The organism is Paraburkholderia lebeckiae (assembly GCF_014201005.1).
Lineage (GTDB): Bacteria > Pseudomonadota > Gammaproteobacteria > Burkholderiales > Burkholderiaceae > Paraburkholderia > Paraburkholderia tuberum.
Window position 1 is genome coordinate 164,487 of the sequence record NZ_JACHDK010000009.1, and the last position, 22,726, is coordinate 187,212.

General features: G+C 64.1%; 21 protein-coding genes. 6 read left to right on the forward strand and 15 right to left on the reverse strand.

All coding sequences use genetic code 11. The annotated features are described in order from the left end of the window. Positions 1-108: 108 nt before the first annotated feature. The 13 genes from HDG39_RS19275 to HDG39_RS19330 all read right to left on the reverse strand — a co-directional run bounded on the left by HDG39_RS19275 (position 109) and on the right by HDG39_RS19330 (position 14,081). Positions 109-978 (reverse strand): urease accessory protein UreD, encoded by an 870-nt coding sequence (locus tag HDG39_RS19275; protein ID WP_184007723.1) that lies wholly within the window; start codon positions 976-978, stop codon positions 109-111. 71 nt (positions 979-1,049) lie between these two features. After that, the gene (locus HDG39_RS19280) at positions 1,050-1,247 is read right to left on the reverse strand and encodes a hypothetical protein (RefSeq protein ID WP_184007725.1); all 198 of its coding nucleotides are present in this window, start codon (positions 1,245-1,247) and stop codon (positions 1,050-1,052) included. 58 nt (positions 1,248-1,305) lie between these two features. Further along, on the reverse strand, positions 1,306-1,665 hold the full coding sequence (locus tag HDG39_RS19285) for a hypothetical protein (RefSeq protein ID WP_260328075.1): 360 nt from the start codon (positions 1,663-1,665) through the stop codon (positions 1,306-1,308). 75 nt (positions 1,666-1,740) lie between these two features. Then, a complete protein-coding gene (gene urtE, locus HDG39_RS19290) occupies positions 1,741-2,433 on the reverse strand; it encodes an urea ABC transporter ATP-binding subunit UrtE (protein ID WP_018419653.1) in 693 nt (230 codons plus the stop codon). A 50-nt stretch (positions 2,434-2,483) separates the two neighbouring features. Then, positions 2,484-3,347 (reverse strand): urea ABC transporter ATP-binding protein UrtD, encoded by an 864-nt coding sequence (gene urtD / locus HDG39_RS19295; RefSeq protein WP_184007727.1) that lies wholly within the window; start codon positions 3,345-3,347, stop codon positions 2,484-2,486. Then, positions 3,347-4,546 (reverse strand): urea ABC transporter permease subunit UrtC, encoded by a 1,200-nt coding sequence (gene urtC / locus HDG39_RS19300; protein WP_184007729.1) that lies wholly within the window; start codon positions 4,544-4,546, stop codon positions 3,347-3,349. Before urtC ends, urtD begins: the two co-directional genes overlap by 1 nt. A 1-nt stretch (position 4,547) precedes the next feature. After that, positions 4,548-6,182, reverse strand: coding sequence for an urea ABC transporter permease subunit UrtB (gene urtB / locus HDG39_RS19305; protein ID WP_184007953.1), 1,635 nt, complete (start codon positions 6,180-6,182; stop codon positions 4,548-4,550). Positions 6,183-6,473: 291 nt separating this feature from the next. Further along, positions 6,474-7,772: an urea ABC transporter substrate-binding protein gene (gene urtA / locus HDG39_RS19310; protein WP_184007731.1), complete on the reverse strand. Its 1,299-nt coding sequence runs from the start codon at positions 7,770-7,772 to the stop codon at positions 6,474-6,476. A 458-nt stretch (positions 7,773-8,230) separates the two neighbouring features. Further along, positions 8,231-8,686: an STY0301 family protein gene (locus HDG39_RS35860; RefSeq protein ID WP_409259190.1), complete on the reverse strand. Its 456-nt coding sequence runs from the start codon at positions 8,684-8,686 to the stop codon at positions 8,231-8,233. A gap of 521 nt (positions 8,687-9,207) precedes the next feature. Then, positions 9,208-11,463 (reverse strand): phosphocholine-specific phospholipase C, encoded by a 2,256-nt coding sequence (locus HDG39_RS19315; protein ID WP_184007733.1) that lies wholly within the window; start codon positions 11,461-11,463, stop codon positions 9,208-9,210. A 430-nt stretch (positions 11,464-11,893) separates the two neighbouring features. Further along, a complete protein-coding gene (locus tag HDG39_RS19320; protein WP_184007736.1) occupies positions 11,894-12,820 on the reverse strand; it encodes a hypothetical protein in 927 nt (308 codons plus the stop codon). A gap of 194 nt (positions 12,821-13,014) precedes the next feature. Then, a complete protein-coding gene (locus HDG39_RS19325; RefSeq protein WP_018419659.1) occupies positions 13,015-13,338 on the reverse strand; it encodes a rhodanese-like domain-containing protein in 324 nt (107 codons plus the stop codon). 89 nt (positions 13,339-13,427) lie between these two features. Next, positions 13,428-14,081, reverse strand: a complete 654-nt coding sequence (locus HDG39_RS19330; RefSeq protein ID WP_184007738.1) for a protein-L-isoaspartate O-methyltransferase family protein — start codon at positions 14,079-14,081, stop codon at positions 13,428-13,430. A 288-nt stretch (positions 14,082-14,369) separates the two neighbouring features. Between HDG39_RS19330 and HDG39_RS19335 the strand changes: the two genes are divergently transcribed. The 6 genes from HDG39_RS19335 (at position 14,370) to HDG39_RS19360 (ending at position 21,369) form a co-directional block, all read left to right on the forward strand. Then, entirely contained in the window at positions 14,370-15,458 is a 1,089-nt protein-coding gene (locus HDG39_RS19335; protein WP_184007740.1) for a LacI family DNA-binding transcriptional regulator, read from the forward strand. A 3-nt stretch (positions 15,459-15,461) separates the two neighbouring features. Beyond that, a complete protein-coding gene (locus tag HDG39_RS19340; protein ID WP_184007742.1) occupies positions 15,462-16,949 on the forward strand; it encodes a sugar ABC transporter ATP-binding protein in 1,488 nt (495 codons plus the stop codon). Next, the gene (locus tag HDG39_RS19345; RefSeq protein ID WP_018419663.1) at positions 16,930-17,943 is read left to right on the forward strand and encodes an ABC transporter permease; all 1,014 of its coding nucleotides are present in this window, start codon (positions 16,930-16,932) and stop codon (positions 17,941-17,943) included. Before HDG39_RS19340 ends, HDG39_RS19345 begins: the two co-directional genes overlap by 20 nt. A 148-nt stretch (positions 17,944-18,091) precedes the next feature. Then, on the forward strand, positions 18,092-19,054 hold the full coding sequence (locus tag HDG39_RS19350) for a substrate-binding domain-containing protein (protein WP_184007744.1): 963 nt from the start codon (positions 18,092-18,094) through the stop codon (positions 19,052-19,054). Between the two features lie 67 nt (positions 19,055-19,121). After that, the gene (locus HDG39_RS19355) at positions 19,122-20,171 is read left to right on the forward strand and encodes a sugar phosphate isomerase/epimerase family protein (protein ID WP_184007746.1); all 1,050 of its coding nucleotides are present in this window, start codon (positions 19,122-19,124) and stop codon (positions 20,169-20,171) included. Positions 20,172-20,217: 46 nt separating this feature from the next. Beyond that, entirely contained in the window at positions 20,218-21,369 is a 1,152-nt protein-coding gene (locus HDG39_RS19360) for a Gfo/Idh/MocA family protein (protein ID WP_184007748.1), read from the forward strand. A 42-nt stretch (positions 21,370-21,411) separates the two neighbouring features. Here HDG39_RS19360 and HDG39_RS19365 read toward each other — a convergent pair whose 3' ends face one another. Both HDG39_RS19365 and HDG39_RS19370 read right to left on the reverse strand, forming a co-directional pair. After that, on the reverse strand, positions 21,412-21,672 hold the full coding sequence (locus tag HDG39_RS19365; protein WP_184007750.1) for a hypothetical protein: 261 nt from the start codon (positions 21,670-21,672) through the stop codon (positions 21,412-21,414). Positions 21,673-21,867: 195 nt separating this feature from the next. Further along, positions 21,868-22,653 carry a ParA family protein gene (locus HDG39_RS19370; protein ID WP_184007752.1) on the reverse strand — a complete coding sequence of 262 codons (786 nt, stop codon included), beginning with the start codon at positions 22,651-22,653 and terminating at the stop codon, positions 21,868-21,870. Positions 22,654-22,726 lie beyond the last annotated feature (73 nt).

The following is a 22,726-nucleotide window of genomic DNA, read 5'->3' on the forward strand; positions in this document are numbered from 1 at the left end:
GCGGCGGGGCGGCGTGCTCCTCCAGTTCGCGCACATGGTTGGGGCGGGCGCGTGCGCCGCCTTGGTGCGCAAAGAGCGTGATGAAGACGAAAGCGGGAAGCCGCGCTCTCAGGTCGACCAGATCCGCAACGGCACCGCCGCGACACCATGCACGACCGGCCGCAATTGCAGCCAGCAGCGCGTGAGCGCGTGCTGCAGCGTTTCCATCGAGCGCGACACCGCGCGCACGAGCAGCACGCCGTTCGTCACGCACGACGCGGCCGCTCGCAACGTATCGTCGAACGGCAGTTGCGCGCTCAGCGATTCGGCGAGCGCGTCGTCGCAAGCGGCGCCTACGGCCCACAGCGTGCCGTAGGCCGGAAAGCCGGCGAGCCCCTGCGGCGCGGCGCGCAGCGGATCGTCGGCGGTGAGGCTCGCGCGTTCGAACCACAGCAGCTCGCCATTCGCGCCGACGATGCGAGACACCGCGCGCAAGCTACCCGCCGACCAGCGTTCGCCGGCCGCCTGGCGTCCGAGCTGCGTCGCGTCCCAGCCGATCGCGCTCGCGCCGGCGCCGAGCGTCAACGAAAAATCGAGTTGCGCGTTCGCGTGATCGAACACGATGTTGTTCTGCGGCAGCCAGTCGAGCTTCGCGTGCTCACCGACACGCAGCGCGATGCGCTGCCGCGCCGCGCGGCCGTTCGACTTGTACCACTTGGTTGCGCCCGGCGTCGTCAGCACCGCATGCGTGTGCGCGGCGAGGGTGATGTCGATGTCGAGCTGATCGCCACCCGCGACGCCGCCGGGCGGATGCACGATCACCGCGTGACAGATCGCCGGGCCTTCCGGATAGAGCGGCCGTTGCACGCGCAGCGGTCCGTCGTGCCGCCGGTGCGCGAGCGTCGTGCGAGCGTCGCCGCCGACGAAGCCGAGTTCGAGTCGCGCGCGCCACGGCGTGTGCCCGGCGGCGAGCGTGGCGTGATTTTCGTGAAGCGACATGCGGATGGATGGGGGAATCGGCGTGCGGCGAGGATAGCACGCGAGTCGAAGCGCGGAAGCCGCGCAAGCGGCTACGATGCGGCCCCCTCGGGCGAGGCCTCGGTCACCGACAGCACCTTGATGCCCTCCCAATGCGGATGCAACAGTCGCAGCAACGCAAGGATCGCGCGGGGGGTGTTTTCCTGGACGGTCAACGAGTCGCTGCCTGTCTGGATTGCTTTCTTGCCATGTTGGCAATACTGATATTCGACGTGAACCGTCACGGACATGCTTTTCTCCCTCTATATCGATGTTGTGTCGCCGACCCAGGCCGTATCGCGGCGGCGTCTAGCGTAAGAGTGTCGGTTCGGCGTGATCGTCCACGCCCCGTTCCGCGCGATTGATGAATCCGCAGTCGAGCAATAGCTGACAGAAAGCTTCCGGCGAACACGACGGCCCGGTCGTCTGGGCCATTCTCGCGAGAACGTCGGGGAACGACGCGAGCACGTGCCAGCTGTCGTAATACGCGTGCAGCTGGGGCGCGAGTTCGTTGCCGAGCTTCTCCCAGCGCACCGACAGCATGCCGACCGTACCGCCGTTGTCCACTTCGAATAGACCGAAAGTGACCGCCGACACGACGTTCATCACCCTGCAATAGGAGGCTGGGTTTCTGTAAAACTCGCGTCTGACCTGCTTGTTGTCGTTCATGGTGTCCACCTCGTCGAACCGTTGCGGCGTTGCCTAGCCTGTGTAACGGTTGCGCGGCGGATAACTTGAGCTCGCTTACACGGCAATCAACCCCCTTACCCCATCCGCATCCATGTTCGCTCCCTCGCCGCCCGCGACGATCTCGCCGCGACTCATCACCCAGTAACGATCGGCGATCGCTTTGGCGAAGTCGTAATACTGCTCGACCAGCAGCACCGTCATGCCCATGTCCTCGACGAGCTGCCGCAGCGTGCGGCCGATGTCCTGAATGATCGACGGCTGGATGCCCTCGGTCGGCTCATCGAGGATCAGCAGTTGCGGCTCGCTCATCAGCGCGCGGCCAATCGCGAGCTGTTGCTGCTGACCGCCGGAGAGATCGCCGCCGCGCCGGTTGCGCATGTCCTTCAGTACCGGGAAAAGCTCGTAGATGCGCTCGGGGATTTTTTTCGGCGCCTTTCTGCTCGCGGCGCCCACCAGCAGATTTTCCTCGACGGTGAGGCGCGGAAAGATATCGCGGCCCTGCGGCACGTAGGCGAGCCCCTGGGCGACGCGGGCATGGGTCGGCAGTTTCATCAACTGTTCGCCGCGCCACGCGATCGCGCCGCTTTTCGCGGGCACGACGCCCATCAGGCAGCGCAGCAGCGTGGTCTTGCCGACGCCGTTGCGCCCGAGCAGCACCGTCAGCTTGCCGTCGGGCACCGTAAGCTTCACGTCACGCAGAATATGGCTGCCGCCGTAGTATTGGTTCAGTCGGTCTACTTCGAGCATTGTTCAGTCATCCTGTCGGGTTGACGATGCGGAGCCGCTTCGAGCAGCAATCACCGGCCTAGATAAGACTCGATCACCGTCTCGTCGCGCTTGACTTCGTCGAGCGTGCCGTGCGCGAGCACGCGGCCTTCGGCCATCACCGTCACCTTGCCTGTGTCGCCCGCGAGCGCCGCGACGAACTCCATGTCGTGCTCGACGACCATCATCGAGCAGGTGCCGCGCAGGTGGTTGAGCAATTCGGCGAGTTGCATCGTTTCGTCATCGGTCATGCCGGCCGCGGGTTCGTCGAGCAGCAGCAGCGCCGGTTGCTGCATCAGCAGCATGCCGATTTCGAGGCGCTGCTTCTGGCCATGCGACAGCTCGCCGGCGAGCCTTCGCGCTTCGCTTTCCAGCCCGATCAGCGCGAGCGTTTCCTCGATGCGGGCCTGCGCGTCGCCATCGAGCCGCGCGCGCAGCGACGCCCACCAGCCCTTGTCGGTTTTCATCGCGAGTTCGAGGTTTTCCCACACCGGATGCTGCTCGAACACGGTCGGCTTCTGGAACTTGCGGCCGATGCCGGCGCGCGCGATCGCCGGTTCGTTCATGCGCGTGAGATCGATCGACTGGCCGAGAAACACCTTGCCGTGATCGGGCGCGGTCTTGCCCGTGATCACGTCCATCATCGTCGTCTTGCCCGCGCCGTTCGGGCCGATGATGCAGCGCAGTTCGCCCGCGTCGATCGCGAGCGACAGCGCGTTCAGCGCGCGAAAGCCGTCGAAGCTGACCGTCACGTCTTCGAGGTAGAGGATCGTGCCGTGCGATACGTCGATCTGGCCGGGCACGACCGCGTGTCCCATGCTCGCGACGCCGCTCAGCGAGCGTTCCGGTGGTGCTTCGGGTAAATCCAGATCGGGAACCATCGGGTTTTCGTTCATCAGCGGTTCCTTTTACGCGTCAGCAGATCGACGAGCCCCATGATGCCGTTCGGCAGCAGCAGCGGCACCAGCACGAAGATCAGGCCGAGAAAGAACAGCCAGTATTCGGGGAAGTTCGCCGTGAAGAGGCTCTTCGCACCGTTCACGGCGAACGCGCCGACGATGGGGCCGATCAGGGTGCCGCGTCCGCCGACCGCCACCCAGATCGCCATTTCGATCGAGTTGCCCGGTGACATCTCGCCCGGATTGATGATGCCGACCTGCGGCACGTACAACGCGCCCGCGATGCCGCACAGCACCGCCGACACGGTCCACACGAACAGCTTGTACGCGAGCGGGCTGTAGCCGAGGAACATCAGCCGCGTTTCGCCGTCGCGCACCGCGCTCACCACGCGGCCGAGCTTCGACGTGACGATCGCGCGCGCGCCGATGAACGCGGCGATCAGCACCGCGAACGTAATGAGCAGCAATGCGGCGCGCGTGCCCTGATGCGTGATCGGAAAACCGCCGATGCGCTTGAAGTCGGTAAAGCCGTTATTGCCGCCGAAGCCCGTCTCGTTGCGATAGAACAGCAGCATCGCGGCGAAGGTCATGGCCTGCGTGATGATCGACAGATAGACGCCCTTCACGCGCGAGCGGAACGTGAAGAAGCCGAACACCCACGCGACCACGGCGGGTACCAGCACGACGAGCAGGAGCGCGTAGCCGAGATGCTGCGTGCCCTGCCAGTACCACGGCAACTGGTGCCAGTCGAGAAACACCATGAAGTCGGGCAGATCGCTGCCGTACTTGCCGTCGTGGCCGATCGCGCGCATCAGGTACATGCCGATCGCGTAGCCGCCGAGCGCGAAGAACAAGGCGTGACCCAAACTCAGGATGCCGCAGTAGCCCCACACCAGATCGAGTGCGAGCGCGGCGATCGCATAGCACATGAACTTGCCGGTCAGCGTCATCGCATACGCGGACAGATGAAAGGCGCTCGTCTCCGGAATCACCAGCGCGGCGAACGGCACGCCGAGGCCGAACACGATGATCAGCGCGATCAGCGCGAGCCACGCGCGACGCGACAACAGCGCGGGCCGCGGTGGCAGGCCGAGCGCGAAGCCGGTGTTGGACTCGCGCGCGCCGCCAGCGCCAGCGGCACTGGCGCGCGACGACGAAGCGGAAGCGGGGTCTGCCGATGAAGTAGCCGATGTCATCTCATGCCTCCGCGCTACGGCCCTTCAAGGCGAACATGCCCTGCGGACGCTTCTGGATGAACAGCACGATCAGCACGAGCACCGCGATCTTCGCGAGCACCGCGCCCCAGAACGGTTCGATCGCCTTGCTGACGAGTCCCAGCCCGAAGCCGCCGAGCACGGTGCCCGCGAGCTGGCCGACGCCGCCGAGCACGACCGCCATGAACGAATCGATGATGTAGCTCTGGCCGAGGTCCGGCCCGACATTGCCGATCTGCGACAGCGCGCAGCCGCCGAGCCCCGCGATGCCCGCGCCGAACGCGAACGCATACGAATCGACGCGCGCGGTCTTCACGCCGACGCACGCGGCCATGCGACAGTTCTGCGTGACCGCGCGCACGAACAGACCCAGCCGCGTGCGCGTGAGCACGGCCCACGCGATCGCGACGACGATCAGCGAGAACGCGAGAATCGCGAGCCGGTTGTACGGCAGGATCAGATTCGGCAGCACGGTCACGCCGCCGCTCATCCACGACGGATTGACGACCTGGACGTTCTGCGCGCCGAACAGCATGCGGGTCGCCTGAATCAGGATCAGGCTCACGCCGAAGGTGGTCAGCAGCGTTTCGAGCGGGCGGCCGTACAGGTGCTTCAACACGAGCCGTTCGAGCACGATGCCGACCAGCGCCGCCGCGACGAACGCGGCCGGTATCGCAAGCAGCGGATACCAGTCGAACGCGTTAGGCGCGAAACGCTGAAAGAGGTTCTGCACGACGTAGGTCGCGTACGCGCCGATCATCAGGAATTCGCCGTGCGCCATGTTGATCACGCCGATCAGGCCATACGTGATGGCGAGGCCGAGCGCGGCGAGCAGCAGCACGCTGCCGAGCGACAGCCCCGCGAACAGCGTGCCCGCGATCTGGCTGCGGCGCTGGATCGCATCGAGCTCATCGATGCCGCTTTGCGCGGCCGCGCGCACGCGTTCGTCGGCTTCGGCAAACGTGCCGTCGGCTTTCTTCGCGACCAGCGGGCGCAGCAGTTCGTTCATGTCGAGGTCGTGGCGCGCGGCGACCAGTTGCACCGCATCGAGGCGCTTGGCCGGATCCGGGTCGTGCAATGCGCTCATCGCCCACAGCGTGTCGAGACGTTTCTTCAGAGCGGGATCGGTTTCTTTTGCGCGCGCCGCGTCGACGAGTGGCTTGATCGACGGATCGGGGTTTTGCAGCAGCGCATCGACGGCGGCTGCGCGTGTCGCCCGATCGGGCGAGGCGAGTTGCAGACCCGACAGCGCGCCCGCCACTTTGGAGCGCAGCAGGTTGTTCAGCGTGACCGGTTGCGCGTCGCTCGTGGCGACGGGCTGGCCGGTGACGGCATCGCGGGTGGCGTCGCCGTCCTGCAGCAGTACCGCGCCTGCGTCGGTGGCGAGCGCGTTGTCGTCGGCGAGCGCCTTGAGCACCGCGAGCGACGCGGCATCGTGCGTGGCGATCAGCTTGTCGATCGCGGCGGACTTCGCCTCGAAGTCGTCGCCGGCGAGCGGCGCGACGTCGGCCTGGGTCAGCGCGAATGCAGCGCCCGGCGCGGCGGCGAGAAGGACCGCGAGCGGCAGCAGGAGCGTCGCGCCGCGTCGTCGTACGGAAGTCGGAAATGAAAACGCCATGATGGCCTTTTGCACTGGGTTGAATCGATGAGCCGCTCGAGAGCGCGAGGGCGTCGCGTCAGACGTCGCCGCCGCTTCAGCGGGACGTTGCCGCGCATTGGCGTGCGCGGTCACGCCGCGCGACGCAGCCAACGCGCGGCGGCGGCGCGAAGCGCAGGGCGTCTGGGTCACGCGCGCGCCGCGCGCGCGTCGGCACGCAGGTCGCGCGTCGCGACCGGAGCGGCGATACCCGCGTGGTGACCCGCGCGCCACATCGCCGCCGCGAGCCGCGACGAGGCTCACGCCGACACGTCATGCGACTCGCGCGCGCCGCAGGAACGCCGGAATCGAGCTGACCACATCCGGCTTGCCCGCATTGCCAGCGATGAACGGGCTCCACGGTTGCGCGCGAATCGGTCCCTTGGTGCGCCACACGACGTTGAACTGGCCATCCGCGCGTACCTCGCCGATCATCACCGGCTTGTGCAGATGGTGGTTGCCGTCCATCTCCAGCGTGAAGCCCGACGGTGCGGCGAAAGTCTGGCCGACCATCGCGACGCGCACCTTGTCGACCTCGGTGCTCTTTGCTTTCTCGACCGCCTGCTTCCACATATGAATGCCGACGAAGGTCGCTTCCATCGGATCGTTGGTCACGCGCTTCGTGCCGCCCGGCAGGTTGTTGTCCTTGACCCACGTGGCCCATTGCTTCTTGAACTTCTCGTTGGACGGATTGCGCAACGACATGAAGTAGTTCCAGGCCGCGAGATTGCCGACGAGCGGCTTCGTATCGATGCCGCGCAGCTCCTCTTCGCCGACCGAGAACGCGACGACCGGCACGTCCGACGCCTTCAGCCCCTGGTTGCCGAGCTCCTTGTAGAACGGCACGTTCGAATCGCCGTTCACGGTCGAGATTACGGCGGTCTTGCCGCCTTGCGAGAAGGTCTTGATGTTCGCGACGATGGTCTGATAGTCGCTGTGGCCGAACGGTGTATAGACCTCCTGGATGTCGGCTTCCTGCACGCCCTTCGATTTGAGGAACGCGCGCAGGATCTTGTTGGTCGTGCGCGGATATACATAGTCCGTGCCGAGCAGGAAGAAGCGCTTCGCGCCGCCGCCTTCGGCGCTCATCAGGTATTCGGTCGCGGGAATCGCCTGCTGGTTCGGCGCGGCGCCCGTATAGAACACGTTGCGCGACATTTCCTCGCCTTCGTACTGCACCGGATAGAACAGCAGGCCGTTCAGCTCCTCGAACACCGGCAGCACCGACTTGCGCGACACCGAGGTCCAGCAGCCGAACACCACCGCGCACTTGTCCTGCGTCAGAAGCTGGCGCGCCTTCTCGGCGAACAGCGGCCAGTTCGACGCCGGGTCGACGACCACTGGCTGGATCTGACGGCCCATCACACCGCCGTTCTTGTTGATGTCGGCGATCGTCATCAACGCGGTGTCTTTCAGCGACGTTTCGGAGATCGCCATCGTGCCGGACAGCGAATGCAGGATGCCCACCTTGATCGGGCCGCTATCGGACTGCGCGTGCGCGAACGGCACGCGGCCGGCGAGCGCGAGCGCGCCGGACATGGAGCCGTACTTCAACAGACTGCGACGTTTCATGTGCTTTCCCCTTGTCATTGATGGTCAATGTTTATGAGCGTCGATTTCAGCCAGCCTGGCTGAGCTCGCACGAGTAGCCGCTCGTCTACTGCAAGGCACATGCCATGTGACACACTCGACGCGGTGCGCGTGCGATGCCCATTGCGGCGCGGCTATCGGCGCGAGGGCGGCGCGTCGAGCCATCGATGCCGCGGCGCGAAACTGGTGCAGTCGCGCGCGCCGCGCTTCGTTCGGGTGCGTGTCGTGCCGCGACGAAGCGCACTTTGCCGCCAGCGAAGCGCCGCTGGCGCGCGCTGGGCATTGGCGGTGCATCGGCGGCATCGGGGCGCCGCGTCTTTGTGCATGACGTGGGATTTGGGTGGACTGAAAGAAAGACCGCCGATGCCGAACAGGGAGAGCCGACACGACAGAACGCGCCCCCGACAGCCCATCCGATATGTCAGCCTTCAGGGGACTTGCTAGTCGCAGCTAATCTGCTTGACGATTCCACCGGGGCCATAGACAAGCCGGCATTCTTTATAGGAAGCGGATAGTTGCCTTGTAAGCACGATGCCAGTGCCTTCGTATCGACACCCGAGCCAGATCGGGACGCCGCTTGATCGAAAACGCCAGCGGGCTATTCGCTCGTGGGCCGGCAATGCTGTGTCGCTAGTCGGGGCGATGCTTGCGTTCCTTTTGGGATCGGCATCGAAGAATGTTATCCCCTGCAAAAAGCGAGGCGACATATCCATCTGGGGAGTCCATTCTTCGGATATCGGCTGACTCAATGACTCATTGACTGAAATTGATGGCAAGCACGCCAGTTCTGTTGCGCAAGCCTGATTGGTGAGAACGAGATCCAGTGACTCGATCAATTCCGCGCCTCCCTCGATATCTTCATGCCCCGGTAAAACCAGACACTTCCATCTGCCCATCGCCGAACACGTCAATTTCGATGCGCTGTCCGACGACGGTTACTAAAACCAGCACGCTATCAGGTCATTGGCGGCTTAGGGAATAGTGAATCCTGGCATCATCAAGTCTGTCGCAGGTCGTACAGTGGATGAGGCATTGCTATCGTGCCAGTATCCTAAACCGATGATTCGGGTTCTACTTCAAGGGAATCAAACTCTATAAGTAATTCAGCGCCTAGTGTGGCCTCAAGAACCGCAATGTTTTTCAACGGCTTCCCTTTCCCCCACGAGTAAGCTTTGTCCAGCGAGGCTAGTGCCTTCCGGTACTCATCCGAATTGAAATCGGTTAGCACCTTGATTGAGTAGACGATGTTCTGTATCAGAAAGTCGTTGGCCCAACATCGGGTGGCCCCGCTGAACAACAGCCGTACTCGCTCTTTCTTGTTATCGAACTCCCGTTGCTGGCAGTCTCCTGCCAAATGACCGTTTACACAAAACTTTTTACACTCTCGTTGCCCCTCCATCAAGGCCAATCGAGTGTCTCAGTGCTTACCAGGCATGGTCCCGCTCATGCCCATGGCCGGATCGCTAACCGAGTGCTTGCCGGTCTCCACCCGTCCTGCAAAGCGACGGTAGAACGCCTTATCGCTATCGCAGGTCACAGCAAAGTCGTACCACTGGCCACTGGACGCCAGAAACCAGTGAAGCGAGTCCATGCCTGTGCCTGCCAGTTGAACCTGCCATGGGCCATCGGTGCGGTAGGCCATCGGCGTAATCGTGAAGTTGCAGGCACTCTTGCCGGTATTCATCAGGTCGGCATAAACGTCGCCGTTGGCGATGTCGTAGCAGACGCGGATTTCCGGCGTGACCCCGCTGTCGGCAAGGCGGCTCAGGTCGCCTTTGAAATGCCGGTGATAACCGTTCGGGCCTAGCACCCAAAGATCATACATGCCGAGGTTGTCCTGCTGCGCGTTCCAACTGTCGGCCAGCGTCTTACCGTCCTCGACCACGTAGCGACGCGGCACGCGATTCAGCTGGTAGCGGTCATACACATGGAACACCGCGGCCTGGGTACCGGTATTGGAAAACAGTAATTCGACAGTGCCGTTGGCCGCGCAGCGCGCGCTTGTGTGCAACTCATAAGGTAGCGCGCGAGAGGGTCGCGTGCCGCTTGCCTGGATCGGTAACTGCATGTCCACCGGCAGCGGCACGGCTGGCAGGGCCTGTTGCGAGTTGCGCAACTGGTCGGCCTCGGCCCGGGTGCTGCGCCCGTTCAGCGTGGGTAACAACTCATTGTTGGGAGTTTTGAAGTTGAAGGCGCTAGTCAGGTCTCCGCACACGGCGCGGCGGTACGGGCTGATATTGGTCTCCTTCACACCAAAGCGCTCTTCCAGGAAGCGCAGCACCGACGTATGGTCGAAGACCTGCGAATTGACCCAGCCCCCGCGACTCCATGGCGAGATCACGTACAGCGGCACGCGCGGGCCGGGCCCGTAGACGCGACCGTCCTGCGCGGGCTGGTCCTTGCTGCCCTGCGGCGCCGGATAGGCGTGGTACTCGAACCGCATGTCGTCATCGGACAGTGTGGTTTTGCCTGCCAACGTCTGATCGGGATTTCGTGACGGCGCCGACGGCGAGGGCATGTGGTCGAAGTAACCGTCGTTTTCGTCGAAATTGATTAACAGCACGGTTTTGCTCCACACTTCGGGCACAGCTGTCAGCGCATCGAGTACCTCTTGAAGGAACCACGCGCCCTGAACCGGACTGGATGGCCCGGGGTGTTCGCAATAGATCGATGGCGCATTGATCCAGCTGACCTGCGGTAGCCTGCCTTCGCGGATGTCGCGCTTGAACGCATCGAGGTAGCTTTCCGGCGTGGTGCCCGGCAGCGTGTTCGCGATGCCCTTGTACAGCGGGTTGGCTGCGTTGTCCGCGGCTGCATCGTAGGCGTGATAGGGCAAGGGCTGCCCGGTATCGGCATAGGGATTGCCCGGCGCTCCACCACTGGCCACGGGGAAGCCCGAGGCCAGATTGGCGCGGCGAAATTGCTGGAAGGCGCCCAGCATGTTGTCACCCCATTCGTCCGGCATGTTCTGGTACGAGATCCAGCTCACGCCCGCATCTTCGAGGCGCTCTGCATAGGTCTTCCAGGTGTAGCCTGTATCGACCGAAGCCGCCAGGCCGTCGATGTAGTCCCACTCATTGTTGACGAAAGCCACGCCAGCGGCAGTGGGACCGTTCGTGCCCGTGATGTGGAAAGAGCGGTTGGCATCGGTACCCGTATGCATCGAACAGTGATACGCATCGCACAGCGTGAAGGCATTGGCCAGCGCGAACTGAAACGGGATTTCCTTTTCCTTGAAGTAGCTCATCGAGACATCTGTCTTGTAGGTGGGCCAATTCGACATACGGCCGCTGTCCCACGCGTTCTGGCTGTCCACCCACGTGTGATTGGCGCCCGATGCGCGCTGTGCGTTGTTGGCGCTGCCGTCAAGGTGATACGGGGTGAGTACAGCGCCGTTGCCGCGCTGCTGCTGCCAGACCTTGCGGCCGTTGGCCAGCGGAATGGTGAAGCGGTCACCGAAGCCGCGTACGCCCTTGAGCGTGCCGAAATAATGGTCAAACGAGCGATTCTCCTGCATCAGGATAATCACATGCTCGACGTCCTTGATGGTGCCGGTGGCGTTGTTGGCGGGAATCGCCAGCGCGCGGCGGATGCTAAGCGGGAAGCTGGCCAGCGTGGCAGCGGCAAAGCCGGCGCCACTAGCGGCTTTCAGAAATTTGCGGCGTGAAATCATTGAGTGTTCTTCTGCAGGCTCGGTCGTAGCTCAAGGCGCGCAGCGCTTGACCGGGGTGGGTTGTTCGGAATCCGACTTGGTGGGCGCGCTTGTGGACGTGTTTGTGGACGTGTTTGTGGACGAATCGGTACCGCCGCACGAGGCGAGCATGGCGGCCGCGATCAGGGAAGCGGCAAGCGTTCTTATGAGTCTTTGGATGGACATGGCGTCAACATTGTCTAATTTAAGAAAGCTTTATGTTTTATTTTCGAAAGAAAAACGTAATGCTGACCCGAGTGTAGGAAGGCAATGTGACCGCTGTGTGATCCGGTGGCCCGACTGAAGAAGCCCAGGCAGCCTTTAGAGAGACCTGGCAAGGGGCTGTCAATACCGGTCAGATGTCGTAACGCCGTCGTGCCGGGTGCGCGGCGACTACGTGGCTGATAGACCTTCAGCGGACGTTGCGCGCGCGGCATCCGGAGCCCCGCGGTACATGCATTCCTTCGACAGCATCAGTCCCTGACGTTCGCGCAGCTTCCGCATGCCGGGGTTGCAAGCCGGAACCCCAGATTTGCGCGCTGCCATTCCAGTTATGTGCGTGCGGTTTCATGCCATTGTGAAAATGGTCGATATCCAGGTCTACAACAGGTTTCCCATCATCTCCGAATAGCCGCATCTGCCCACTGCCCGGATTCGTGTACCACGTTCCCGGCTCGCCCTCGTTTGGAGTTTTGGCAATGTCGAATGAGTCGACATCAGCGATACCCGACTGGTATTCGAACGGCTGCGCGTCACCAAGCAGCGTCGATGCGTCTCCATCGCCGGCTCGCGCACCGATCACGGCGACAGCGACATCGAGCAGACTGCCGTCGCTGCTGCGACCAGACGCGGAGGCAGGTGCGGCGAACAACCGGACTTGCCGCGTGACCTGATCGTACGGGCCGGACCGCATGAGTCTGTCGTTCGGGAGATCGGCTGCCCTTACCGCAAAATTCCTCAGCGGCGTGCTATGGGTTTGCGGAAACAGGTCAGCACGACGGCCTTTGACGGCAAGCAGGCCTCCCCGCCGTACCTCTGCGAGAAGCGCATTGATGACCCACCAGCCACCGGTGCCAGGGTCACGGTCTCGGAAAGCTTGAAACGGTAGGGACAGACGCCGCCCAATGCTTTTGATCAGATCCTGGTCCCGTTCCCACTCGCTATGGTTCAGTCCGGCGATACCGAGAAATTCTCGGGTATCTGCTTTGGCCCTCTCGAGGTCGGCGGCCTTCCTCAGGCACGCCTTGAAATGCCACTCATCACAGATTACATAACAAGCACCCAAGGGCCTCTGACAGCGCAGCTCCACGGAGTGCATCTCAAACACGGACAAGGACATAGGTACGTCGACGATCTATATGAGTCGCTGCCCGGATCGGCAGCGATCAGATAATCACCGTGCGACAGGTTGTCCGTACATGGGCGACGGCCCAAAATTTTGACTGCTCTAGCGAGTGTGCGCAGCACCAAAGACAAACGGCGCAAGGACCATCAGCCCTTGCGCCGCTTCAATGCGCTACCGCGCGGTAAATCTCAATAAGTCGGAACCGACGGATCGACCTGACGCGACCACGCGTCGATCCCGCCTTGCAGATTGAACACGTTGGTGTGTCCGCGCGATTCGAGGAACATCGCGACCTGCGCGCTGCGCGCACCGTGGTGGCAGATACAGACGATCTGCGCGTCGTCATCGAGTTCTTCGCTGCGCGCGGGAATCTCGCGCATCGGGATCGACACGATGCCGGCGATCGACGCCGTTTGCAATTCCCACGGCTCGCGTACGTCGAGCAGCACGGGTGCGGGGCGCGAGGTATCGGCGAGCCATTCGGCGAGTGCGGGAGCGGTCAGGTTTTGCATCAGCGGGACATCCAGTTAAAAGGACGACGGCTTACTCGCCGCTCGTCCGGATCAACAATACAGCGCGAAGCGCGGCGAAAAAGAGCCGCTTAGAACCTGAACCGCGCCGGCTGCACCGCATTGGCGAGCGGCTCGACATAGGTTTCGAACACGTCGGAGATGCGGTATTGCTTTTCGTCGATGCGCGTGATGACTTGCGCCTTCATCACCGGCGCGCTGCCGACGAACGCCGCGAGACGACCGCCGACCTTCAGCTGTTCGAGAATTTCCTGCGGCAGCACCGGCAAACCGCCCGACACGCAGATCACGTCGTACGGTGCCGCGCCGGTCCAGCCGCGCGCGGCGTCGCCGGTTGCGACTTCGACGTTCAGCACGCCGTTGGCGATCAGGTTGCTCTTCGCGAACTCGGCCAGTTCCGGTTCGATGTCGACGGTCAACACGTGTTGCGCGCGATGCCCGAGCAGCGCCGCCATGTAACCCGAGCCCGCGCCGATTTCCAGCACGCTTTCGTGCTTCTTCACCGCGAGCTCCTGCAGCACGCGCGCCTCGACGCGCGGCGCCAGCATATGCTGGCCGGCCGGCAGCGGCACTTCGAAGTCGGCAAAAGCCAGATCGCGGTAAGCGGCGGGGACGAAATTCTCACGTTTGACGATCGACAGCAGATTCAGCACGTCCTGGTCGAGCACTTCCCAGGGGCGGATCTGCTGTTCGATCATGTTGAAACGCGCTTGCTCGATGTTCATGGTGGATTCGGCGGTTTTGGTTTGGCGAGCGGGCGGCGGCTGCCGCTAACTTTTGTCCTGACCCGGCCCCGGCGGATGGCCGGCGGCCGCGACTTCAGAGCAAGCATTCGCATCGCAAGCCGCGTCAGGGGAACTGCGGGATTGTACCAAATGGCTGACTTGCGCCGGCCGCTCGCGGGCAAGCGCCAGGCCGGGCGGACCCCGTGTTAATCCCTAGCGATCCGTCCTTGCGATTCGCATCGCCATCGCCACAAAATGTAATCGATTACATTTTTGCTGCGAGGTCGTGTGTCCCGAACGCCGTCCCGATCGTCGCCGGCCGTGGTGTCCGGCGCGAGCAGTCAACCGCAACCTCAGCCGCAGAGGCGCTCGCCGCGCGCGGCCGACGGGCCGTCGATCGCCGGCGTGGCCGAGCAGGCGGGCGTATCGGTCGCGACGGTGTCGCGCGTGCTGAACGGCCACGAGAACGTGCGGCCCGCCACCCGCGACAGGGTGCTCGCCGCGATCGACGCGAGCGGCTACCGCGTCAACGAACTCGCGCGCAATCTGCGCACCGCCGAAAGCCGCCTGCTGCTGACGATGGTGCCGGACTTCGGCAATCCGTTTTACGCGGAGATCGTGCGCGGCATCGACAGCGTCGCGCGTCAGCACGGCTATTTCATGCTGCTATGCGACACCGGCGCGGACCCGGGGCGTGAGCGCAGCTACTTCGACATGCTGCGGCGGCGCCGCGCGGACGGCGCGATCTGCCTCGATCCGGCGACGATCCAGCAGGCGCTCGGCGAGGCGTCGCAGGCGCTGCCGTGGGTCGCGTGCTGCGAGTTCGATCCGCAAATGGGCGTGCCGTACGTCGGCATCGACAACTACCGCGCGGCGGGCGACGCCGTGCGCCATCTGCTCGCGCGTGGCCACCGGCGCATCGGCTTGATCAATTCCGACGTCGACTATCTGTATGCGCGCCAGCGTCAGCAGGGCTACCTCGACGCCTTGAGCGACGCGGGCATCGCCCCCGATCCGCGCTGGCGCATGAATCTGAACAGCCTCGATTACGAGGCGGGCGCCTCGGCCGTGGCCGGCTTGATGCTGCAGCCCGATGCGCCGAGCGCGATTTTCGCGGTGTCGGACACGCTCGCGATCGGCGTGATCCACGGCTTGCGCAGCGTCGGCAAGCGCGTGCCCGACGACGTCGCCGTGGCCGGCTTCGACGACATCTCGCTCGCCGCGCAGATCGATCCGCCGCTCACGACGATCGCGCAGCCGATGCGCGAGCTCGGCGAGACCGCCGCGCGTCTGTTGCTGCAACGCCTCGCGAATCCGCAGGCCAACGTGCCGGGCGTGCTGCTGCCGCATCGTCTCGTGATCCGTGGGAGTGCGTGAGCCATGAGCCTCGCGATCCGTTTCGACGACATCCGCAAGGACTTCGGGCCCGTGCGCGTGCTGCACGGCGTGAGCTTCGAACTCGCACCCGGGCGCATCTACGGTCTGCTCGGCGAGAACGGCGCGGGCAAGTCGACGCTGATGAAAATCCTCGCCGGTTATGAAACGGCAACGTCAGGCAGCGTGCTGGTCGATGGCCACGCGCAGCGCTTCGCCGGCTCACGCGACGCCGAGGCGCAGGGCATCGTGCTGATCCACCAGGAGTTCAACCTCGCCGAGCATCTGACGATCGCGCAGAACATGTACCTCGGTCACGAGAAGCGCCGCGGCTGGTTAGTCGACGATGCCGCGATGCGCAGCGACGCTGCGCGCTATCTCGCGCAGGTCGGGCTCGAGCGCGCGCCGGACACGAAGGTGCGCGAGCTGATCGTCGCGGAAAAGCAGATGGTCGAGATCGCGAAGGCGCTGTCGCGCCGCGCGCGTCTCCTGATCATGGACGAGCCGACCGCGACGCTGACGCCCGCCGAAACCGAACGGCTCTTCGCGCTGATGCTGAAGCTCAAGGCCGATGGCGTGACGATCGTCTACATCTCGCACAAGCTCGATGAAGTGGAGCGCATCACCGACGAAGTGATCGTGATGCGCGATGGCCGCTTCGTCGCGCGCGGCGAGACGGCGGGGCTCGCGCGTCAGCAGATGGCGAACCTGATGGTCGGGCGCGACGTGTCCGACATGTTCCCCGACAAGCAGACGGTGCCCGCCGACACGCCGATCGCGTTGCGTGTAAACGGCCTGACGGTGCCCGACTGGGTTGAGGATCTAAGCTTCGAGGTGCGCGCGGGCGAAGTGCTCGGCTTCGCGGGTCTCGTCGGCGCGGGCCGCACCGAGGCGTTCGAGGCGATCATCGGCTTGCGCAAACGCACGGGCGGCACGATTGAAATCGCCGGCCGGGCAGTCGATCTGAAGAACCCGCGCGACGCGATGCGCCACGGTCTCACGTATCTGAGCGAGGACCGTAAGGGCAAGGGTCTGCACGTCGACCTGAGTCTGCAGGACAACGTCACGCTGATGACGCTCGAACGCTACGCGCATCCGCTGCTCGACGTGAAAGCGGGGCGCGCGGCCTTGCAGAAGGCCGTCGGCGAATTCGGTATCCGCACGGGCGACCTGTCGAGCCGCGCGCGCATGCTGTCGGGCGGCAACCAGCAGAAGCTCGCGCTCGCGAAGTTCCTGCAGCCCGACCCGAACGTGATCGTGCTCGACGAGCCGACACGCGGCGTCGACGTCGGCGCGAAACGCGACATCTACTTCCTGATTCATCGTCTCGCCGCGCAGGGCCGCGCGGTGATCGTCATTTCATCCGAACTGGTCGAGCTGATCGGCTTGTGCCATCGCGTCGCCGTCATGCGCGCGGGACATCTGCAAGCGACGCTGACGCTCGCGCATCTGACTGAAGAGGAGTTGATCGCTCATGCGACCGGCACCCACTGAAGCCGTGCAATCACGGCGCGCGCTGCGCGTCGCGCAGCGGCTCTACACGCTCGGGCCGCTCGCCGGGCTGATCGTGCTGTGCATCGTCGGCACGCTGCTCAATCGCGACTTCGCGACGCTCGACAACCTGATGAACGTGCTCACGCGCACGTCGTTCATCGGCATCATCGCGGTCGGCATGACCTTCGTGATCATCTCGGGCGGCATCGACCTGTCGGTCGGCTCGATGGCCGCGCTGATCGCGGGCATCATGATCTGGCTGATGAACGGGCTCGCGGCGGGCGCCGCCGGTCACGCGTTGCCGCCGCTCGTGATCGTGACGATCGGCATCGTCGCGGCGTTCGTGCTCGGCGCGCTGTTCGGTTGCGCGCATGGGCTGCTGATCACCAAAGGGCGCATCGAGCCGTTCATCGTCACCCTGGGCACGCTCGGGATTTTTCGCGCGGTGCTGACATGGCTCGCCGATGGCGGCGCGCTGACGCTCAATGATTCGCTATCAGACCTCTACGGTCCCGTCTATTACGCGAGCCTGTTCGGCGTGCCCGTGCCGATCTGGGTGTTTCTCGTGGTCGCGGCGGGCGGCGCGCTGATCCTCAATCGCACCGCGTTCGGCCGGCACGTGCAGGCGATCGGTTCGAACGAACAGGTCGCGCGTTTTGCGGCGATTCGCGTCGATACGGTGAAGATCGTCACGTACGTGCTGCTGGGGATTTGCGTGGGCGTGGCCACCGTGCTCTACGTGCCGCGCCTCGGCTCCGCCACGCCGACCACGGGCCTGTTGTGGGAGCTCGAAGCGATCGCCTCGGTGGTGGTCGGCGGCACCGCGCTCAAGGGCGGCGAGGGACGCGTGATCGGCACCGTGATCGGCGCGATCCTGCTGTCGGTGATCGCGAACATCCTGAACCTGACCAGCATCATCAGCGTGTATCTGAACGCGGCGGTGCAGGGCGTCGTGATTATTTTCGTCGCGTTCGTGCAGCGTGGGCGGCGCTAGCGGCGCGCTTCAAGGCGGCGGCGCCGCAGTGACGACAGCGCAGCGAAGAAAACGCAGCAAAGCAGGCGTAGCAAGGCAGGCGCGGTAAACCAACGGCAGGTCCGAAAAATCGGGGCGAGCGAACGCCTCATGATTGGAGACACACACCATGAAGCAAGTCATTCGAGCGATCGGCGCCGGCGTGCTGGCGTTGGGGATACTGGGCACGAGCGGCGCGGCGCGCGCCGACGACAAGGTCACGCTGGGCGTCGCGATTCCGACGGCCGATCACGGCTTCACCGGCGGCATCGTCTGGTGGGCGAACAAGGCGAAGGAGGATCTCGAGAAGGCGCATCCCGATCTGAAAGTGATCGTGAAAACGGCCGCCAACGCGCCCGAGCAGGCGAACCAGTTGCAGGATCTCGTGACGGTCAACAAGATCAACGCGCTCGTGATCTTCCCGTACGAATCGGCGACGCTGACCCAGCCGGTCGAGCAGGTGAAGCGAAAAGGCGTGTACGTGACGGTGGTCGATCGCGGTCTGACGAACACGAGCGCGCAGGACGCCTACGTGGCCGGCGATAACACCGCGTTCGGCAAGATTCCGGCCGAGTACCTGGCGAAGGCACTCGACGGCAAGGGCAACGTCGTCGCGCTGCGCGGCATTCCGACCACGCTCGACAACGAACGCTGGACCGCCTTCACCGGCGTGATGAAAAACTATCCGGACATCAAGATTCTCGACGCGAAATACGCGAACTGGAATCGCGACGACGCGTTCAAGGTGATGCAGGACTACCTGACGCGCTTCAAGCACATCGACGCCGTATGGGCCGCCGACGACGACATGGCGGTCGGCGTGCTGAAGGCGATCGATCAGGCGAAGCGCAACGACATCAAGATCGTGTTCGGCGGCGCGGGCTCGAAGGGCATGGTGAAGAACGTGATGGACGGCGCGCCGATGATCAAGGCCGACGTGTCGTACTCGCCGAAATTCATCTACGACGCGATCAAGCTGACGGCCGAAGCGCGGCTGAAGGGCGACAAGCTGCCGGCCACCACGATCATTCCGTCGGTGCTGATCACGAAGGAAAACGCCCAGCAGTTCTATTTCCCCGACTCGCCGTTCTGAGCGGCGCGCCGAGCATCGTCTAGCACGCGCGGGCGCGGCCCGCGCGCAAAGTTCGAGGAACCGTACGATGAAAACCATCAAAGGGCCGGCGATTTTTCTCGCGCAGTTCGTGGGCGACGACGTGCCGTTCGACAACCTCGCGCATCTCGCGGACTGGGCCGCGGGTCTCGGCTTCAAGGGCATCCAGGTGCCGTGCGACCCGCGCCTGATCGATCTCGACAAGGCGGCCGCGAGCGACGCGTATTGCGACGAACTGCGCGAGAGCGCCGACAACGCGGGCGTCGCGATCACGGAACTATCGACCCATCTGCAAGGGCAACTGGTCGCCGTGCATCCGGCTTACGACACGCTGTTCGACGGCTTCGCCGCGCCGCAGGTGCGCGGCAATCCGGCGGCGCGCACCGAATGGGCGATCGCGCAGATGAAGCTCGCGGCGCAGGCGTCGCGTCGTTTGGGCCTGAGCACGCACGTGTCGTTTTCGGGCGCGCTCGCGTGGCCGTACCTGTACCCGTGGCCGCAGCGGCCGGCCGGTCTCGTCGAAGCCGCGTTCGAAGAGCTCGCGCGCCGCTGGACGCCGATTCTCGATGCGTTCGACGCGGCCGGCGTCGATGTCTGCTACGAACTGCATCCGGGCGAAGACCTGCACGACGGCGTGACGTTCGAGCGCTTTCTCGCGGCGGTCGATCAGCATCCGCGCGCGAACATCCTGTACGACCCGAGCCACTTCGTGCTGCAACAGCTCGACTATCTCGCGTTCATCGATATCTACCATGAGCGCATCAAGGCGTTTCATGTGAAGGACGCGGAGTTTCGTCCGACCGGCAAGCAGGGCGTGTACGGCGGGTACAGCGGCTGGGTCGAACGCGCGGGGCGGTTTCGCTCGCTCGGCGATGGTCAGATCGACTTCGGCGCGATCTTCTCGAAGATGGCGCAGTTCGATTTTCCGGGCTGGGCCGTGCTCGAATGGGAATGCGCATTGAAGCATCCGCACGATGGCGCGCGCGAAGGCGCGGAGTTCATTCGCCGGCACATCATCCGCGTGGCCGAGCGTGCGTTCGATGACTTCGCGGGAAGCGGTGTCGATACCGCGCAGCTAAAGAGCGTGCTCGGCATCTGACAGCCGGACGGTTAAGCCGACGCAACAACACATGGGAGCGCAAACAATGCAGCGAAGAAGGCTCAGGCTGGGGATGGTCGGCGGCGGGCAGGGCGCGTTCATCGGCGCCGTGCATCGGATCGCCGCGCGGCTCGACGACCGTTTCGAACTGGTGGCGGGCGCGTTGTCGTCCGATTCCGGGCGCGCGCGGGCGAGCGCCGTCGAAGCGGGCATCGCGCGCAGCTACGCGGATTGGCGCGAGATGGCGCGCGCCGAGGCCGCGCGCGAGGACGGCATCGACGCGGTCGCGATCGTCACGCCGAATCATCTGCACGCGCCGGTCGCGACGGCGTTTCTCGAAGCCGGCATCCACGTGATCTGCGACAAGCCGCTCGCGGTTTCGCTCGCTGAAGGTGAGGCGCTCGCAAAGCTCGCGCAGTCAAAAAAGCGGCTGTTCGCGTTGACGCATACCTATTCGGGCTACCCGCTCGTGCGGCATGCGCGCGAACTGGTCGAACGTGGCGAACTGGGCGAGATTCGCGTCGTGCAGGTCGAGTATGCGCAGGACTGGCTCGCCGAGCCGGTCGAAACAGGCGGCGCGAACAGGCAGGCAAGCTGGCGCACCGATCCGGCGTTGGCGGGGCCGGCCGGGTGCCTCGGCGATATCGGCACGCACGCGTATCAACTGGCCGCTTTCGTCACGGGGATGATGCCGCGCGCGCTGTCGGCCGAGTTGCACACGTTCGTACCGGGGCGTCGTGTCGACGATCACGTGCAGGCGATGCTGCGTTATGCGAACGGCGCGCGCGGCATGTTGTGGGCGAGCCAGGTGGCGAGCGGCGCGGAAAACGCGCTGCGCTTGCGCGTATATGGCACAAAGGCGGGACTCGCGTTCGATCAGGAGGAGCCGAACGCCTTGTGGTTCACGCCGTTGGGCGGCGCTGCCGAACGATTGACGCGCGCTCGGGTGAAAAGTCAGGTTGCCGCGCATGCGACCCGTGTGCCGGCCGGGCATCCGGAAGGCTATCTGGAAGCGTTCGCGCAGTTGTACCAGGATGCGGCGTTGCAGATCGATGCGTTGAACGATGGTCGCCCGCCACCAGCCGAGAGCCTGCTGTTGACGACGGTCGATGATGGCGTCGACGGTTTGCGGTTTATCGAGGCGGTGCTGAAAAGCAGTGCGGCGGATGGACGGTGGGTGGAGATCGAAGAGGCGTGAAGCGTTGCAACAAAACGCCAGGTCGGCGAAGCTGCCGAAGCGTCAACCGCCCTTGCTTTTCTTGATCTGCGCTTCGAACGCGATATCGAGCTTGCTGGCCTTGCGCGGTTTCTGCGGGCCGTAGGCGTCGACGAACTTGACGAAGTCGTCGAGCGTCAGCGGGTCCGACACTTTCTTGTCGACTCCGCTCGATTTGTCGACCAGATAGAACAGGCCGCCGGACAGACTGATCGCGGTGAAGCGCGGGTTGCCGGTGCGCGTTTTCAGGCGCTCGACGGCGTGGATGGCTCGGGTGGTGCGCATGATGGGGACTGCGGCGGCTGATTGACGAGAGCGTTACTTTAACAATTATGCCGACGGTATGCGGTTGGGAACTATGGACGAAAACACGCGATGAACCACGACCCGCTCAGCGACGGCAAGATCATCGCTTGCTGGCAGCGCAACGCGTCGCCGTGGACGAACGCGGTGCGCGCGGGCTCGCGCGCAGGCGACAGGTTAGCGAGGCGACGCTCCGGCTTGCTCGCTCAACTCCCGATGCAACGCCCGATACTCCTGCGCCAGCTTATGCCCCGGATCGAGATGAATGACGGGCGTCGCCAGCTGATGCGACTCACGGATCTTCACCGACGATGACAAGCGCGACCCCAGCACCGGCAAGCCTTCGCCGATCAGTTCGTCGACGAGCTTCTGCGGCAGGCTCGCGCGAGGCTGGAACTGGTTGATGACGATGCCTTCCACCTGCAAGCCGTCGTTGTGATCCTGCTGGATCTCCTTGACGTTTTCGAGCAGCGTGTAGAGCGCGCGACGCGAGAAGTCGTCGCAGTCGAACGGAATCAGACAACGCTCGACGGCGATCAACGCCGAGCGGGTGTAGAAGTTCAGCGCGGGCGGCGTGTCGATGTAAATCGCGTCGTACATGTCCAGTTCGTTCAACGCGTCGCGAAGCTTGTAGATCTTGTAGCGCGATTCGAGCTTGCCGTGGAGAGTGTCGAGGTCGGGATGGGCGGGCATGACGTCGAGATTCTCGAAGCGCGTCGGGTGGATGAACGAGGTTGCTTCCACGGGCCTGAAGCTGAAGCCGAGCGCGGTTTCGAAGAAGCCCGCGACAGTGGGGTTGACCTCGCTCGCCTGCGGGCCGAGCAGATACTGGGTCGAATTCGCCTGGGCGTCGAGGTCGATCACCAGCGTACGCAGACCTTCGTTCGCGCTGATGGCCGCCAGGTTGCAGACGATGGTCGATTTGCCTACGCCACCTTTCTGATTGAATACAACGCGCCGCATGGTCTCCCCTTGAACGGAAGCGGTTACAAAGGGCCCAGCATACCTGAGTCGGGTGACGGCGCTGATTTCGACG